At 57.9% G+C, this 16666-nt stretch carries 14 protein-coding genes; 9 read left to right on the forward strand and 5 right to left on the reverse strand.

Features of this window, described 5'->3' with window-relative positions; all coding sequences use genetic code 11:
- Positions 1-543, forward strand: coding sequence for a D-glycero-beta-D-manno-heptose 1,7-bisphosphate 7-phosphatase (gmhB, locus tag KXR72_RS14890; RefSeq protein ID WP_437421864.1), 543 nt, complete (start codon positions 1-3; stop codon positions 541-543).
- Positions 540-1277 carry a lysophospholipid acyltransferase family protein gene (locus tag KXR72_RS14895; protein WP_437421865.1) on the forward strand — a complete coding sequence of 246 codons (738 nt, stop codon included), beginning with the start codon at positions 540-542 and terminating at the stop codon, positions 1275-1277. Before gmhB ends, KXR72_RS14895 begins: the two co-directional genes overlap by 4 nt.
- Positions 1278-1351: 74 nt before the next feature.
- On the opposite strand, the gene ahpF is transcribed toward KXR72_RS14895, so the two are convergent.
- The 5 genes from ahpF to dnaA form a co-directional block, all read right to left on the reverse strand.
- Positions 1352-2917 (reverse strand): alkyl hydroperoxide reductase subunit F, encoded by a 1566-nt coding sequence (gene ahpF / locus KXR72_RS14900; protein ID WP_437421866.1) that lies wholly within the window; start codon positions 2915-2917, stop codon positions 1352-1354.
- 215 nt (positions 2918-3132) lie between these two features.
- The gene (gene gyrB / locus KXR72_RS14905) at positions 3133-5547 is read right to left on the reverse strand and encodes a DNA topoisomerase (ATP-hydrolyzing) subunit B (protein WP_437421867.1); all 2415 of its coding nucleotides are present in this window, start codon (positions 5545-5547) and stop codon (positions 3133-3135) included.
- Entirely contained in the window at positions 5544-6653 is a 1110-nt protein-coding gene (gene recF / locus KXR72_RS14910) for a DNA replication/repair protein RecF (protein ID WP_437421868.1), read from the reverse strand. The genes gyrB and recF overlap by 4 nt, the downstream gene beginning before the upstream one ends.
- An 8-nt stretch (positions 6654-6661) precedes the next feature.
- The gene (dnaN, locus tag KXR72_RS14915) at positions 6662-7765 is read right to left on the reverse strand and encodes a DNA polymerase III subunit beta (protein WP_437421869.1); all 1104 of its coding nucleotides are present in this window, start codon (positions 7763-7765) and stop codon (positions 6662-6664) included.
- 37 nt (positions 7766-7802) lie between these two features.
- Positions 7803-9251, reverse strand: coding sequence for a chromosomal replication initiator protein DnaA (gene dnaA, locus KXR72_RS14920; RefSeq protein WP_437421870.1), 1449 nt, complete (start codon positions 9249-9251; stop codon positions 7803-7805).
- 500 nt (positions 9252-9751) lie between these two features.
- Between dnaA and rpmH the strand changes: the two genes are divergently transcribed.
- From rpmH to rsmG, 7 genes are all read left to right on the forward strand, one after another.
- Positions 9752-9886: a 50S ribosomal protein L34 gene (gene rpmH, locus KXR72_RS14925; protein ID WP_137973924.1), complete on the forward strand. Its 135-nt coding sequence runs from the start codon at positions 9752-9754 to the stop codon at positions 9884-9886.
- 17 nt (positions 9887-9903) lie between these two features.
- Positions 9904-10284, forward strand: coding sequence for a ribonuclease P protein component (rnpA, locus tag KXR72_RS14930; protein WP_437421871.1), 381 nt, complete (start codon positions 9904-9906; stop codon positions 10282-10284).
- Positions 10285-10286: 2 nt separating this feature from the next.
- The gene (gene yidD / locus KXR72_RS14935; protein ID WP_437421872.1) at positions 10287-10532 is read left to right on the forward strand and encodes a membrane protein insertion efficiency factor YidD; all 246 of its coding nucleotides are present in this window, start codon (positions 10287-10289) and stop codon (positions 10530-10532) included.
- 2 nt (positions 10533-10534) lie between these two features.
- On the forward strand, positions 10535-12211 hold the full coding sequence (gene yidC, locus KXR72_RS14940; protein WP_437421873.1) for a membrane protein insertase YidC: 1677 nt from the start codon (positions 10535-10537) through the stop codon (positions 12209-12211).
- A gap of 62 nt (positions 12212-12273) precedes the next feature.
- Positions 12274-13635: a tRNA uridine-5-carboxymethylaminomethyl(34) synthesis GTPase MnmE gene (mnmE, locus tag KXR72_RS14945; RefSeq protein ID WP_437421874.1), complete on the forward strand. Its 1362-nt coding sequence runs from the start codon at positions 12274-12276 to the stop codon at positions 13633-13635.
- A gap of 478 nt (positions 13636-14113) precedes the next feature.
- Positions 14114-16006, forward strand: a complete 1893-nt coding sequence (gene mnmG / locus KXR72_RS14950) for a tRNA uridine-5-carboxymethylaminomethyl(34) synthesis enzyme MnmG (protein WP_437421875.1) — start codon at positions 14114-14116, stop codon at positions 16004-16006.
- The gene (rsmG, locus tag KXR72_RS14955) at positions 16006-16650 is read left to right on the forward strand and encodes a 16S rRNA (guanine(527)-N(7))-methyltransferase RsmG (protein ID WP_437421876.1); all 645 of its coding nucleotides are present in this window, start codon (positions 16006-16008) and stop codon (positions 16648-16650) included. Before mnmG ends, rsmG begins: the two co-directional genes overlap by 1 nt.
- The last annotated feature ends 16 nt before the right edge of the window (positions 16651-16666 follow it).

Here is a 16666-nt window from a genome sequence, read left to right on the forward strand (position 1 = left end):
GTGAAACTGATCGTCCTTGACCGTGACGGCGTGATCAATGTGGACTCAGACGCCTACGTCAAGAGCGTGGACGAGTGGGTCCCCATCGCGGGTTCGATCCAGGCCATTGCCCGCCTTTGTCAGGCAGGCTGGACGGTTGCCGTCGCAACCAACCAGTCTGGCCTGGCCAGAGGCTTGTTCGATGCCGCGACCCTCGACGACATGCACTTCAAGCTGCAGCAGATGGTCATGGAGGAGGGGGGCCGTATCGAGTTGATCGTGCATTGCCCTCATGGACCGGACGACGGCTGCGACTGCCGCAAGCCGTTACCCGGCCTGTTTCAGAAAATTTCCGAACATTTCCATCTGGCCGACCTGAACGGTGTGCCGGTGGTTGGTGACAGCCACCGCGACCTGCACGCTGGAATGCGCCTGGGTGGGGAGCCTTACCTGGTACGAACCGGGAAGGGTATGCGGACCCTGGAAGGTACGCTGCCGCAGGGCACGCAGGTCTTCGATGATCTGGCCGCTGTCGCGGACCATTTGTTGGAGGAGGGACGATGAGCCTGCTGTACTCCGCACGGATCGCGTTGTTCTATGTACTGCTGTCGCTTAGTGCCTTCGTCTGGTGCCTGATTAGCCTGGTTTTCGCGCCGTTCATGTCGTTCCGCATGCGCTATCGCTTCGTGGTACAGGCCTGGTGCCGCAGCGCGGTTTGGCTGGCCAGGTCGATCATTGGGCTGCGCTATGAAGTTACCGGTCAGGAAAACATCCCTACTACGCCCTGCGTGATCCTTTCCAAGCACCAGAGCACCTGGGAGACCTTTTTCCTGTCGGCCTACTTCGAGCCACTAAGCCAGGTGCTCAAGCGCGAGCTGCTCCATGTCCCGTTTTTCGGCTGGGCGATCATGCTCCTCAAGCCCATCGCTATCGATCGGAATAACCCGAAAGCAGCTTTGCGACAGGTCGCCAAACAGGGTCAGGAACGTCTGGAGCAGGGCGCCTGGGTGCTGATCTTCCCAGAGGGCACTCGCATGCCGGTGGGCCAGAATGGAAAGTTCTCACGCAGCGGCGCGGCATTGGCGGTCAACGCCAAGCTGCCGGTGCTGCCGATAGCCCACAATGCCGGTTGCTATTGGCCTCGCGCCGGCTGGGGCAAACACCCCGGGACGATCCGGGTCGTCATCGGTCCGGCCCTGCAGGCTGAAAGCGAAGGGCCGCGGGCCGTCGCCGAGCTTAACCAACGCGCTGAAGATTGGGTTAACGCCGAGGTTCAGCGACTGGAGGCTTTGGCCTGAGTCCGCCGGGCTCGCGGGCCGCCGTCATATGAAAAGGGGAGCCGAAGCTCCCCTTTTTCGTTTCGCCAACTCAATCAGCTCTGGACCGAACTGCGGATCAGGTGATCGAAGGCGCTCAGCGAGGCCTTGGCGCCCTCACCAACCGCGATGACGATCTGCTTGTACGGCACAGTGGTCACGTCACCGGCGGCGAAGATGCCCGGCAGCGAGGTCTCGCCACGTGCATCGACGATGATCTCGCCGCGTGAAGTCAACTCCACGGTGCCCTTGAGCCAGTCGGAGTTGGGCAGCAGGCCGATCTGCACAAAGATGCCTTCGAGCTCAAGCTGGTGAAACTCGCTAGAGTTGCGGTCCTTATAGGTCAGCCCGGTGACCTTCTTACCGTCGCCGTTCACTTCGCTGGTCAGCGCGCTGGTGATCACGGTGACGTTCGGCAGGCTGTAGAGCTTTTTCTGCAGCACGGCATCGGCACGCAGCTGGCTATCGAACTCGAGCAGCGTCACTTGAGCGACGATGCCAGCCAGATCGATAGCTGCTTCGACGCCGGAGTTGCCGCCGCCGATGACCGCCACACGCTTGCCCTTGAACAGCGGGCCGTCGCAGTGCGGGCAGTAGGCAACGCCACGGCCGCGGTATTCCTGCTCGCCGGGCACGTTCATTTCACGCCAGCGCGCGCCGGTCGCCAGAATAAGGGTCTTGGCCTTCAGCGAGCCGCCGTTTTCCAGCTTGATCTCATGCAGGCCGCCTTCGCTTGAGGCTGGGATCAGCTGAGCGGCGCGCTGCAGGTTCATGATGTCGACGTCGTATTCGCGGACATGGTTCTCCAGCGCACGGGCCAGTTTCGGGCCTTCGGTCTCGTTGACCGAGATGAAGTTTTCGATGGCCATGGTGTCCAGCACCTGACCGCCGAAGCGCTCGGCGGCAACCCCGGTGCGGATGCCCTTGCGCGCCGCGTAGATGGCCGCAGCGGCACCGGCAGGCCCACCACCTACGACGAGCACGTCAAAGGCATCCTTGGCGCTCAGCTTCTCGGCATCACGTGCCGAAGCGCCGGTGTCCAGCTTGGCGAGGATCTCTTCCTCGCCCATGCGGCCCTGGCCGAACAGCTCGCCATTGAGGTAGATGCTCGGTACGGACATGACCTGGCGAACCGTGACTTCTTCCTGAAACAGTGCACCGTCTATGGCGACGTGATGGATGTTCGGGTTGAGCACCGCCATGAGATTCAGCGCCTGGACGACGTCCGGGCAGTTTTGGCAGGACAGCGAGAAGTAGGTTTCGAAGTGGTACTCGCCGTCGAGACTCTTGATCTGCTCGATGATCTCCGGCGCGGTCTTCGAAGGATGGCCGCCGACTTGCAGCAGTGCCAGGACCAGCGACGTGAACTCATGCCCCATCGGGATGCCAGCGAAGCGCAGGCTGATGTCGCCGCCGATGCGATTGAGCGCGAACGACGGCTTACGGACATCGTTGCCGTCGGTGCGCAGGGTAATCTTGTCGCTCAGGCTGGTGATTTCTTGCAGCAGGCTGAGCATTTCTTGCGATTTAGCGTCGTCGTTCAGCGAGGCGACGATCTCGAATGGCAAGGTCACCTTTTCCAAATACGTCTTCAGCTGCGCCTTCAGGTTCGTGTCGAGCATGGTTGGATCCCCAAGTGATTCGATATAGTTCGATAAAGGATCATAGGACGTGCTCGAAGAAGGTTAAAATTGATTAACCATAGCGAGGCCATTTACTTTAGCTATTGATTGTTCCACGTGGAACAACCGGCAAAAGAAAGCCCCGGACAACACGCTGATGCGGCTGCACACGGGGCGAAGGGGAAATCCTGTGTAGCGGACATCGAAAGACGCCGTTAGAAGTCCAAATTAGAGACTGCCAGCGCGTTGGACTCAATAAAGTCACGCCGCGGCTCGACCGCATCTCCCATAAGCGTATTGAAGATCTGATCAGCTGCAATTGCATCTTCGATCGACACGCGGAGCATTCTGCGCACAGCTGGGTCCATCGTGGTCTCCCACAACTGGTCCGGGTTCATTTCGCCGAGCCCCTTGTATCGCTGTACGCTATGACGGCGGGTACCCTCGTTCATCAGCCAGTCAAGCGCCTGTTTGAAGGTCGTCACAGGCTTCTTCCGCTCGCCCCGCTGCACATAAGCCCCGTCTTCGAGCAGGCTGTTGAGCTTGTCACCAAGCGTCGTGACCGTCTTATAGTCGTTGCTGCTGAAGAAGTCGCGGTTGAACGTGATGTAACTCGCCAGCCCATGCGAGATGATCTCGACCTCCGGCAACCAAAGATTTCGCTCCTTGTCTTCGCGCAAGCTGGCTTTGTAGGTGAGGCCGGAACGCTCGACAGTCTTGAGCAGGGCGGCGTAGGGCTCAAGCCAGGCCTGCATGGCCGAATGGTCTGCGAGCTTTTCAACGGGTACCCGCGGCAAGTAAATAAGGTGTTCTGTAAGCTCTTGCGGATAGAGTCGGGACAACCGCTGCAGGGTTTTCATTACGGTGCGGTAGTCATTGACCAAACGTTCCAGCGCCTCGCCAGACAGTCCCGGCGCGTCCTCGTTGACATGAAGGCTAGCGTCTTCGAGTGCGGACTGAGTGAGATACTCGTCCATCGCCTCGTCATCCTTGATGTATTGTTCCTGCTTGCCGCGCTTCACTTTGTAAAGCGGCGGCTGGGCAATGTAGACATAGCCTCGCTCGATCAATTCAGGAAGCTGACGGAAGAAAAAGGTCAACAGCAGCGTGCGAATGTGAGAGCCGTCGACGTCAGCATCCGTCATGATGATAATGTTGTGATACCGCAGTTTGTCGATGTTGTATTCTTCGCGGCCTATCCCGCAGCCCAGCGCTGTAATCAGCGTGCCCACTTCCTGCGAGGAAATCATCTTGTCGAAACGAGCCTTTTCGACGTTGAGGATCTTACCTTTCAACGGCAGAATCGCCTGAGTCCTGCGGTTACGGCCCTGCTTGGCAGAACCGCCCGCGGAGTCACCCTCCACGATGTAAAGTTCTGAAAGCGCAGGATCCTTTTCCTGGCAGTCGGCCAGCTTACCCGGCAGCCCTGCAATGTCCAATGCGCCCTTTCGGCGGGTCATTTCGCGCGCCTTGCGAGCCGCTTCACGGGCACGAGCGGCATCGATCATCTTTCCGACAACCGCCTTGGCTTCGTTAGGATGCTCGAGCAAGAAATCCGCAAAATACTTGCCCATCTCTTGTTCGACCGCCGTCTTAACCTCGGACGAAACCAACTTGTCCTTCGTTTGCGAGCTGAACTTGGGGTCGGGCACTTTGACTGAAATAATGGCTGTCAGGCCTTCACGCGCGTCGTCACCCGTAGTCGAGACCTTATGCTTCTTGGCCAAGCCTTCCTGTTCGATATAGTTATTCAGGTTGCGGGTCAGCGCGGAACGGAACCCCGCGAGATGAGTGCCGCCATCGCGCTGCGGAATGTTATTGGTGAAGCAGAGAATGTTCTCGTTGAAGCTGTCATTCCACTGCAGAGCCACCTCAACGCCCACACCATCATCGCGCTGAACGCTGAAATGAAAGACTTCATTCACCGCGGTCTTGTTGGTATTGAGATAGCTGACAAAGGCGCTAAGACCCCCTTCGTACTTGAAGAGCTCTTCTTTGGCCGTCCGCTCGTCGCGTAGCACGATGCCAACGCCAGAGTTGAGGAATGAAAGTTCCCGGAGGCGCTTCGCCAAGATATCCCAGCTGAAGTGGATATTCTGGAAGGTCTCAGCAGACGGCTTGAAATGAATCTCAGTGCCCGACTCAGTCGTTTCGCCTACGGCAGCGAGCGGAGCCTGCGGTACGCCATGGCGGTAGGTCTGTTCCCATACCTTACCGTCTCGGCGGACGGTCAGTAGCAGTTCCTCGGAAAGTGCGTTAACAACCGATACGCCGACGCCGTGCAAGCCGCCGGAAACCTTATATGAGTTGTCATCGAACTTACCGCCGGCGTGCAAGACGGTCATGATGACCTCAGCCGCTGAGACGCCCTCCTCATGTATATCCACCGGAATGCCACGTCCATTGTCACGGACACTGATGGATTCATCGACATGGATAGTGATACGAATATCGCTGCAATGTCCGGCTAACGCTTCGTCGATAGAGTTATCAACGACCTCGAAGACCATGTGGTGCAGACCAGTTCCGTCGTCCGTGTCACCTATATACATACCTGGGCGCTTACGGACAGCATCTAGCCCCTTGAGCACCTTGATGCTGGACGAATCGTACGTATGGTTCTCGCTCATGCCTTCACTCCCGAGGGGCCGTGGATAGGGACAATGTTTCCCTGTTCCACGTGAAACATTGAGACTGGCGTGTCCACACACCAATCTACTTGCAATAGATTCGAATCGACACAGGTGATAAATACCTGGCAATTCAGCTGTTCTAACAAGCGGCACAATGAACGCCGATGTTGTTCATCCAACTCGGACGGAAGATCATCCACCAAGTAAATGCACTGGCCACGCTTTGCTTCGCCGACCAGATGACCCTGTGCAATGCGCAACGCACAGACGACTAGCTTCTGCTGCCCGCGGGACAAGGTTTCAGCAGCGTTATGCCCCGCTATTCTTAAGCGCAGGTCGGCACGCTGGGGACCGGATTGGGTGTGCCCCATGGCACGGTCTCGCTCGAGAGACGCCGCCAATACATCAGCAAGATGACGATCCTTGTCCCAGCCCCGGTAATAACTGAGTTGAAACTCGCCCAAGTCCAATAACTCTGCCAACGTGGCCTCGAATACCGGTTTAAGCAACTGAATATAGGCACGCCGAAAGCTGTCAATTTCGTCGCTTGCCACCGTCAATTCACGGCTCCACGCCGCGACGGAAGCGCTGTCAAGTGTACCATGCCGAAGCATCGAGTTCCGTTGCCGTAGGGCCTGCTGCAACCGCTGCCAGGCGCCCAAAAACCGGGGTTCCACGTGAAACACACCCCAATCCATGAACTGTCGTCTAAGCTTCGGCGCACCTTCCAATAACCGGAAACTGTCTGGATTAATCACTTGCAATGGAAGCGATTCAGCCAACTCAGCCGCGCCTTTGACCGTCTGGCCATTGATTCGGATGCGCACCTCACCGGCGCGATCCCGCGCGATCCCAAGCGCATTGGTTTGATCAGGTAACTGAACCTGGCCAAATACGGTGCAGCTCGTTTGCTCGTGGGAAATAACTGGATTTAAGCGGGTACTCCGAAAAGAGCGCGCCAGGCCAAGAAGATGGATGGCCTCGAGAAAGCTGGTTTTCCCGCTGCCATTGTCGCCTTGAAGGATATTGATCCGCGGGGAGGGGGTTAACGTCACCGGCTGCAGATTGCGAACGCCGGTGACGGAGATACGGCTAAGCGACATTCAAACCGTTACAGACGCATTGGCATGACGACATAGGCAGAGTCGTCGTTGTCGAATTCCTGGACCAGCGCACTGCTGTTGGCGTCAGAGAGGATCAGGCGTACCTGATCCGCGGTCATTACACCGAGTACATCGAGCAAGTAGCTGACATTAAAGCCGATCTCCAGCGACCCACCGTTATAGTCGACCGCCACTTCTTCTTCGGCTTCTTCCTGTTCAGGATTGTTCGCCTGAATCTTGAGCAAGCCGCTTTCTAGCTGCAGCCGAATGCCACGATATTTTTCGTTCGACAGGATTGCAGTTCGGCTGAACGCTTCGCGAAGCGTCTGGCGCTCGCCGACGACCAACTTGTCGCCGCCCCGAGGCAGTACGCGCTCGTAATCGGGGAACTTACCGTCGACCAGCTTGGAGGTGAAGGTGAACTCCCCCGTCGTGGCTCGGATGTGGTGCTGACCCAAGACAATGCTCACGTCACCGTCCTGGTCGGACAGTAGGCGGGCCAGTTCGAGAATACCCTTACGTGGAACGATAACCTGATGACGGTCCGGCTGCTCGATACCTGCCTGCATGGAACACATTGCCAAGCGATGCCCATCGGTCGCGACCGCACGGAGCATTCCGCTGGAAACTTCAATGAGCATTCCATTGAGGTAGTAGCGAACGTCCTGCTGCGCCATGGCAAAACCGCTGCGCTCGATTAGCCGGCGCATCTTGCCCTGATTGACCGTAAAGCTGAGGGAGCCTGGCCCCTCCTCAACGGCCGGAAAATCATTGGCAGGAAGGGTGGACAACGTGAAGCGGCTGCGTCCGGACTTGATGATCACCTTGCTGTCATCGAGCCGAATATCAATCAGCGCATCGGGCTGCAGACTTTTGCAGATGTCCATCAGTTTACGCGCCGGCACGGTGATCTCCCCCGGCTCGGACGCGTCTTCCAACGTCACGCGCCCTACCAGCTCAACCTCAAGGTCCGTGCCGGTCAACGACAGCTGATGATTGTCGACCACCAAGAGAACGTTGGACAACACCGGCAAGGTCTGGCGGCGTTCTACTACGCCAGCCACCAGCTGCAGAGGTTTCAACAGGGCTTCGCGCTGAATAGTGAAATGCATGGTCTGGTCCCTTGCCTATTAGATGGCGGCAATCTGTTCAGGTAGTCAAAGTGCGCAACAGGTTTTTGTAGTCCTCGCGAATATCGGCATCTATTTCGCGAAGTTCGGCGATTTTACGGCAAGCATGCAACACGGTCGTGTGATCCCTGCCACCAAAGGCATCACCGATTTCCGGCAGGCTATGATTGGTCAGTTCTTTCGACAAGGCCATCGCTACCTGCCGAGGGCGGGCAACCGAGCGAGACCGACGTTTCGACAACAGATCGGCAATCTTGATCTTGTAATACTCAGCCACGGTGCGCTGGATGTTATCCACGCTGACCAGCTTGTCCTGTAATGCCAGGAGGTCTTTCAAAGACTCTCGGATCAGCTCGATCGTAATGTCGCGCCCCATGAAGTGCGAATGTGCGATCACACGCTTCAACGCACCTTCGAGTTCGCGCACATTAGACCGGATGCGTTGTGCAATAAAGAAGGCCGCATCATGCGGCAAGTCGATATTGGCCTGGTCGGCCTTCTTCATCAGGATCGCTACGCGTGTTTCGAGTTCCGGGGGTTCCACCGCGACGGTCAGCCCCCAACCGAAGCGTGACTTGAGGCGCTCCTCCAGTCCATCGATCTCTTTGGGATATCGATCACTCGTCAAGATGACTTGCTGACCGCCTTCAAGCAGCGCGTTAAAGGTGTGGAAGAACTCCTCCTGAGAGCGCTCTTTCTTTGCAAAGAACTGAATGTCGTCGATCAGCAGCGCGTCGACCGAACGATAAAAACGCTTGAATTCGTTGATGGCGTTGAGCTGCAGCGCCTTGACCATATCTGCGACGAAACGCTCCGAATGCAGGTACACGACCTTTGCATTCGGGTTCTTCTTCAAAAGATGGTTGCCCACGGCATGCATCAAGTGAGTCTTGCCGAGACCGACCCCACCATAGAGGAACAATGGGTTGTAACCATGTTTGGGATTGTCGGCGACCTGCCAGGCCGCCGCACGGGCGAGCTGATTGGATTTACCCTCGACAAAGTTCTCGAAGGTGAAGGTACGGTTGAGGTAACTGGTGTGCTTGAGCGCGCCTTCGACCTGCACGTTACGCTCGCTACGAGCTGGCGTGACCGGAGCATCCACGGCCACTTGCGATACTGGTGCAACAGGCACCGCTTCGGGCGTTACAGCCGCTACGCGAACTGGCGCGGTGTCCGCAGGGCGCGACGACGCGGCGGGGGGCAATGCAGCCGCCGCAGTCCGCTTGCTGCCAATCAAAAGCGAAAGCGCCGGTGCTAGCCCAGTGGCACGTTCGGACAACAGCTCCATCAGCCTCGACAGGTATTTTTCGTTGACCCAATCGAGCACGAACCGGTTAGGTGCGTACACACGGAGCTCATCTCCGTTCGCTTCAACCTGAAGCGGGCGTATCCACGTGTTGAATTGCTGGGCTGGCAGTTCATCCCTCAGAAGGTCAATGCACTGCTGCCAAAGTTCCACCGACACGGAATCTCCTAAACGCTGTCGAGCTCGAAAACGGTCGCCATTGTAGCTGGGCCGCGCCTCCGTTATCCACAGCGGTATCGGCGTTCGGTCGTCTATCCAAGCATCTGGTAAGACTGACAAGCACTATGAACCCTGTTGATAACCTGAAAGCAGCCCTGCGGAAAAGCTGTTTTTTTCCACCTGCGCAACCTGTGCTGTGGATAACTAAGTCAGGTATACACAGGACGATCACGGGATGTGAACCGCTTACTCCGAGTTATTCCTAAGGGTTATCACGACCGTGAAGCCCCGCCGCCGCTCGCCTGACGTAGGTTATCCACAGAAATACCGACGCACATACATAAGCTTAGAAAAAGAAGAGCTTTATTCTTTTTCCTTTCTATATCTTTTTCGAAATCTCGACTGGTTGGAAATTGACCTGACTCGATGGCTTCTCTACAATCGCCGGTCTCTTAAAAGGGGGCCATTCCGGCTCGCAACCGATCACCAGGTAACGCATCATGAAACGCACTTTCCAACCGAGCACTCTCAAGCGCGCCCGCACTCATGGTTTCCGCGCTCGCATGGCTACCAAGAACGGCCGTGCAGTTCTGTCGCGCCGTCGCGCCAAAGGTCGTAAGCGTCTGACCGTCTGAATACGTCGGAACAGGTAGTGAGTCGAGACTTCGGACGGGACAAGCGACTGCTGACCCCCCGCCAGTTCAAATTGGTCTTCGACTCCCCCTCCGGCAAGCTACCGGGCAGGAATGTCCTACTGTTGGTGCGGGAAAACGGATTGCCTCATCCCCGACTGGGATTGGTAATCGGCAAAAAGAGCGTCAAGCTCGCGGTGGAGCGCAATCGCATCAAGCGGCAGCTGCGCGAAACTTTTCGTCTCCACCAGTTGGAACTAACGGGATGGGACATTGTGGTAATCGCGCGAAAGGGTCTGGCCGATCAGGAAAGCGCTGAGCTCGCCCGGCATTTTTCCAAGCTCTGGAAGCGACTGTCTCGAACTTCCATCGCGCCTTGCGATTCCCGCAGCCAGGCCTAGCCATGCGCAACCTGGCCCTCGTTCCCATACGCATCTATCGGTACGCCATCAGCCCTATGATGGCCAGCCATTGTCGTTTCTACCCCACCTGCTCCTGCTACGCGCAAGAGGCCATCGAAACCCATGGCCTATTGCGTGGTGGCTGGCTGAGCCTGCGCCGGCTCGGCCGTTGCCATCCATGGAATCCGGGCGGCTATGACCCCGTGCCTTCCTACACCACCTCCAATTCATCCTCGATGACCGAGTAACCATGGATATCAAACGCTCGATCCTGCTCGTTGCCCTGGCAATCGTTGCCTACCTGTTGGTCCTGCAGTGGAACCAGGACTATGGCCAGGCAGCACTGCCCCCTGAGACCACCCAGGAACAAAGTCAGTCCAACTCGCTACCGGACACACCTGCCTCCAATTTGGCCAATCAGCAAGCTGGCGATTTGCCGGTCGTCGAAGGGGCACCGCAGGCCAGCGCCGTATCCGACTCTCAAGCCAGTACCCAGCTGATCCGGGTACGGACCGACGTACTGGACCTGGCAATCGACCCGAAGGGTGGAGATGTCGTTGACCTGCGCTTGCCGCAGTATCCGCGTCGCCAGGATAGGCCCGATGTGCCGTTTCAGCTCTTCGAGCGTAGCGGCGAACGGACCTACGAAGCCCAGAGTGGTTTGATTGGTGACGGTCCGGACAAGGCCACTGGTCGCCCGCTCTACTCGAGCGAGCAGCAGCAATATCAGCTGGCCGAGGGGCAAGATCAGCTCGTCGTCGACCTTGCTTACAGTGCCGACGGAGTCAATTACACCAAGCGATTCACTTTCGAGCGCGGCAACTATGACCTCGGCGTCAGCTACCTGATCGATAACCAGAGCGGGGAGCCTTGGACCGGTTACATGTTCGGCCAGCTCAAGCGTGACAGCAGCGGCGACCCGTCCTCGAGCACGGCCACTGGCACCGCCACCTACCTGGGCGCCGCGCTGTGGACCAAGGACGAGCCCTATACCAAGGTGTCCATGGGCGACATGGACGACAAAAGCCTGAAGAAAACCGTGGAAGGTGGATGGATCGCCTGGCTGCAGCACTACTTCGTCACCGCCTGGATCCCGCAAGCCGAGCAGACTAACCAGGTCCAGACCCGCAAAGACAGCCAGGGCAACTACATCATCGGTTTCACTGGCCCAGCGGTCACGGTCGCACCCGGTGAGCAAGGCGAGGCGTCAGCCAGACTTTATGCAGGCCCCAAGAGCCAGGACAAGCTTGAAGAGTTGTCCCCTGGCCTGCGTTTGACTGTTGACTACGGCATTCTCTGGTTCATCGCGCAGCCGATCTTCTGGTTGCTACAGAACATTCATGCACTGTTGGGCAACTGGGGTTGGTCGATCATCGCGTTGACCATCATCATCAAGCTCGCGTTTTTCCCTCTTTCGGCGGCCAGCTACCGGTCGATGGCGCGCATGCGTGCGGTGTCGCCGAAAATGCAGGCGCTGAAAGAGCAGTACGGTGATGATCGCCAGAAGATGTCCCAGGCGATGATGGAGCTTTACAAGAAAGAAAAGATCAACCCGCTCGGCGGCTGCTTGCCGATCCTGGTGCAGATGCCAGTGTTCCTCGCGCTCTATTGGGTGCTGTTGGAAAGCGTTGAGATGCGCCAAGCGCCGTGGATGTTCTGGATCACCGACTTGTCGATCAAGGATCCCTTTTTCATCCTGCCGATCATCATGGGCGCGACAATGTTCATCCAGCAGCAACTGAACCCGACGCCGCCGGATCCCATGCAGGCCAAAGTGATGAAGCTGTTGCCGATCATCTTCACCTTCTTCTTCCTCTGGTTCCCTGCCGGCCTGGTGCTGTACTGGGTGGTCAACAACGTCTTGTCCATTGCGCAGCAGTGGTACATTACGCGCAAGATCACTGCTCAGACCGCACCTGCGACCTGATCTGAAGCTCTGAGCAAAACGCCCCTTGATTGGGGCGTTTTGCTTTCCACGGGAGGACACCGATGACACCTATACGTGACACTATCGCAGCCGTTGCCACGGCCCCGGGACGTGGGGGTATCGGTGTGGTCCGGGTATCAGGACCCCGCGCCCGGCCGATCGCCATTACGTTAAGCGGTCGAGAGCCCGTTGCACGCCATGCCCACTACGGCCCCTTCCACGCCGACGACGGCGAGGTCATCGATGAAGGCCTGTTGCTGTTCTTTCTTGGTCCCCACTCGTTCACCGGTGAAGATGTGCTCGAACTGCAGGGCCATGGCGGCCCCATCGTTCTCGACATGCTTCTGAACCGCTGCGTCGAACTGGGCGCACGGCTGGCCCGCCCGGGCGAGTTCAGCGAGCGAGCCTTCCTCAACGACAAGCTCGACCTGGCTCAGGCCGAAGCGATAGCTGATTTGATCGAGGCCAGTTCAGCCCAAGCCGCACGCAACGCTGTCCGTTCGTTACAGGGTGAATTCTCCCGACGGGTTCATCAGCTGACCGAAAAGCTGATCCAGCTACGGATTTACGTCGAAGCGGCAATCGACTTTCCCGAAGAGGAAATCGACTTTCTGGCAGACGGTCACGTGCTGTCTCTTTTGGAGGGTGTTCGTCAGGAGCTCGCGGCCGTACTCAGGGAAGCGGGGCAGGGCGCGTTGCTTCGCGACGGCATGAACGTGGTGATCGCCGGTCGCCCCAACGCGGGTAAGTCGAGCCTGCTGAACGCGCTCGCAGGGCGCGAGGCAGCCATCGTTACCGATATCGCCGGTACCACGCGTGACATCCTGCGGGAACACATTCATATCGACGGGATGCCGCTGCACATCATCGACACCGCCGGTTTGCGAGATACCTGCGACGAAGTCGAGCGAATCGGCGTCGAACGGGCGATACGCGCCATCGGGGAAGCTGATCGAATCCTGCTGATGGTCGATGCCACGACGCACGAGTCGGCTGAGGCGCTATGGCCGGCGTTGCTGCAGACACGGCCGGAACCGAGTCGGATCACCGTCATTCGAAACAAAGCTGACCTCACAGGTGAAACCCCTTCGTTGAAAACCTCTGAAGAGGGGCAGGTGACGCTGAGCCTTTCCGCACGCTCAGGCGACGGCCTCGAGCTGCTTCGTGAACATCTCAAGGCGTGCATGGGCTTCGATCAGACGGCCGAAAGCGGCTTCAGCGCTCGCCGCCGGCATTTGGAGGCCTTGCGGCACGCCGCAGACCATCTCGCTCACGGCCAAGCACAGCTGACCCTTGCCGGCGCTGGTGAGCTGCTCGCCGAAGATCTTCGACAGGCCCAGCAAGCGTTGGCAGAAATCACCGGCGCTTTCAGCTCGGACGATTTGCTTGGTCGCATTTTTTCTAGCTTCTGCATCGGCAAATAGCGCCTATCGACCGACCCGAGCACCGATTCAGACGATGCTCGGATAGTGTTGATCCCCTTCGCGGCGTCTACTCGGTGTTCATGCATGGGCAAAACACCTCCATAACCCTGTGGAAAAGAACGCCTGAGCACGGTCGATAACCCGTTGATGTTTAAGCGTGAATAACGCTCTGTTGATAAGTGTTAAAGTTATCAACAGCTCGTCAACCGAGCGCGCACGGGTTCTCCTGGCTTGTCCCACAGGGTTCTGGTGTTCTGAAGGCCATATATATCAAGCTCTCTAGGGATCTATCCACAGATATGGCGCCGCCATCTATAAACATAAAAACCAGCTTTAAAAGATTTCTTCTCTTTATCTATGTTTACACAAGCCCCGGCGGCGGTTGTTCATTTTTTGCTCAAAGCCCTTCTTTCAGGAACCCCGTGCCCCTATACTGGCGCGCTTCCCAAAACCCATCTGAACAGGCACGAGGTGCGTGGTGGATTTCCCTTCCCGTTTTGACGTAATCGTGATCGGCGGCGGCCATGCCGGTACCGAAGCGGCTCTAGCCGCAGCCAGGATCGGCGTAAAAACGCTGCTGCTTACGCACAACGTGGAAACCCTTGGGCAAATGAGCTGCAACCCAGCCATCGGCGGCATTGGAAAAAGCCATCTGGTAAAGGAAATTGACGCACTGGGAGGTGCGATGGCGCATGCCACTGACCTCGGTGGCATCCAGTTCCGAGTGCTCAACAGCCGCAAAGGGCCGGCTGTACGCGCAACCCGAGCACAAGCCGATCGCGTCCTGTACAAGGCAGCCATTCGCGAGACTCTGGAAAATCAGCCGAACCTGTGGATATTCCAGCAAGCGGTTGATGACCTCATCGTTGAGGGAGAACAGGTAAAGGGCGTCGTTACACAAATGGGCCTGAGGTTCCTCAGCGACTCCGTTGTGCTCACGACTGGAACCTTTCTGGGCGGACTTATCCACATCGGTTTGGAAAATTTTTCGGGAGGCCGAGCCGGTGATCCGCCATCCATCGCGCTGGCCCATCGTCTTCGCGAGTTACCTTTACGGGTGGGCCGCCTGAAGACAGGCACTCCGCCTCGCATCGACGGACGCAGCGTCGATTTTTCCCTGATGACCGAACAGCCAGGAGACACACCAGTTCCCACCATGTCCTTTCTGGGCAACGCTGCTCAGCATCCCAGGCAGGTCAGCTGCTGGATAACCCATACCAATGCCCGTACACACGAGATCATCGCCAGCAACCTAGATCGTTCGCCAATGTATTCGGGTGTAATCGAGGGCGTCGGTCCGCGTTATTGCCCGTCGATCGAGGACAAGATTCATCGCTTCGCCGACAAGGACAGCCATCAGGTATTTCTTGAACCCGAAGGGCTGACGACCCACGAGCTCTACCCCAACGGCATCTCCACCTCACTGCCCTTCGATGTGCAGCTGCAGATCGTGCGCAGCATTCGCGGCATGGAACAGGCTCACATCGTGCGGCCAGGCTATGCCATCGAATATGACTATTTCGATCCGCGAGACCTCAAGTACAGCTTGGAAACCAAGGTGATCGGCGGCCTGTTCTTCGCTGGACAGATCAACGGCACAACCGGCTACGAAGAAGCCGGCGCACAAGGCCTGCTTGCAGGCACCAATGCCGCGTTGCGCGCGCAAGGCCGCGAAAGTTGGTGCCCGCGGCGCGATGAGGCTTATCTCGGCGTTTTGGTCGATGATCTGATCACCCTCGGTACTCAAGAGCCGTATCGCATGTTCACCTCGCGCGCCGAGTATCGGTTGATCTTGCGTGAGGACAATGCTGACCTGCGGCTGACTGAAAAGGGCCGCGAGCTGGGCCTGGTCGATGATCGGCGCTGGGAAAGCTTCGAGCGCAAGCGTGAGGCAATCCAGCGTGAGGAGCAGCGCCTGCGTAGTACCTGGGTGCGCCCTGGAACGGCTGAGGGCGAAGCGGTCGCGGCCCGATTCGGCACGCCGCTGGCGCATGAGTACAACCTGCTCAACCTGCTGGCACGTCCTGAGATCGACTACCACAGCCTCATGGCGGTAACTGGGCATGGCGTCGAAGATGTTCAGGTAGCCGAGCAGGTTGAGATCAAGACCAAGTACGCCGGCTATATCGACCGTCAACAGGATGAGATCACCCGGTTGCGGGCCAGCGAAAGCGTCACCTTGCCAGTGGACCTGGACTACACAACCATCTCCGGCCTGTCGAAGGAAATTCAGCACAAGCTGACCCTCGCTCGTCCGGAGACACTGGGCCAGGCCTCCCGCATCCCCGGCGTCACGCCGGCCGCAGTGTCGCTGCTGATGATCCATCTGAAAAAGCGCAACGCCGGGCAGAAGTTGGAGCAAAGCGCTTGATGGATAAGGCCGATCGTTATGCAGAGGAGCTGAACCAGGGCGCCCGCGAACTCGGTGTTGATCTGAGTGCAGACCAGCAATCATGCTTGCTGGGATACATGGCCCTGCTGGTCAAGTGGAACAAGGCCTACAACCTGACGGCGGTACGTGAGCCTGCGGAGATGGTGTCTCGCCATCTGCTCGATAGTTTGAGCATCGTGCCTGAAGTCGCGAGCGGTGGTGATCGTTGGCTGGACGTCGGCAGCGGTGGAGGCATGCCAGGCATTCCGCTGGCCATCATGTTCCCCGAGCGGCATTTCACTCTGCTTGACTCTAACGGCAAAAAGACTCGCTTTCTCACCCAGGTCAAGCTGGAGTTGAAACTCGCCAACGTGGAGGTTGTCCACACCCGCGTCGAGGCGTTCCAGCCGACGTTGCCCTTTACCGGTATCACCTCCAGGGCGTTCAGTTCGTTGAGCGATTTCGCTAGCTGGACCCGTCATCTGGGCGACAGCGAAACATGCTGGCTCGCCATGAAAGGTGTGCAGCCCGACGATGAACTTCAAGCGCTGCCCACCGATTTCGATCTGCAGAGCTGTCAGGTCCTCAAGGTGCCCGGTTGCCAAGGGCAACGCCATCTGTTGATACTGCGCCGCACTTCATGACCCGGACAGACACTGA

Source organism: Stutzerimonas chloritidismutans, from assembly GCF_051486945.1.
GTDB classification, from domain to species: Bacteria; Pseudomonadota; Gammaproteobacteria; order Pseudomonadales; family Pseudomonadaceae; genus Stutzerimonas; species Stutzerimonas chloritidismutans_B.

Bases quoted from the DNA above. Each gene is read 5' to 3' on its own strand.
- KXR72_RS14895 (WP_437421865.1), top strand. From the start codon at position 540: ATGAGCCTGCTGTACTCCGCACGGATCGCGTTGTTCTATGTACTGCTG.
- yidD (WP_437421872.1), top strand. From the start codon at position 10,287: ATGCGCAACCTGGCCCTCGTTCCCATACGCATCTATCGGTACGCCATC.
- dnaN (WP_437421869.1), bottom strand. From the start codon at position 7,765: ATGCATTTCACTATTCAGCGCGAAGCCCTGTTGAAACCTCTGCAGCTG.
- rpmH (WP_137973924.1), top strand. From the start codon at position 9,752: ATGAAACGCACTTTCCAACCGAGCACTCTCAAGCGCGCCCGCACTCAT.
- recF (WP_437421868.1), bottom strand. From the start codon at position 6,653: ATGTCGCTTAGCCGTATCTCCGTCACCGGCGTTCGCAATCTGCAGCCG.
- gyrB (WP_437421867.1), bottom strand. From the start codon at position 5,547: ATGAGCGAGAACCATACGTACGATTCGTCCAGCATCAAGGTGCTCAAG.
- rsmG (WP_437421876.1), top strand. From the start codon at position 16,006: ATGGATAAGGCCGATCGTTATGCAGAGGAGCTGAACCAGGGCGCCCGC.
- yidC (WP_437421873.1), top strand. From the start codon at position 10,535: ATGGATATCAAACGCTCGATCCTGCTCGTTGCCCTGGCAATCGTTGCC.
- ahpF (WP_437421866.1), bottom strand. From the start codon at position 2,917: ATGCTCGACACGAACCTGAAGGCGCAGCTGAAGACGTATTTGGAAAAG.
- mnmE (WP_437421874.1), top strand. From the start codon at position 12,274: ATGACACCTATACGTGACACTATCGCAGCCGTTGCCACGGCCCCGGGA.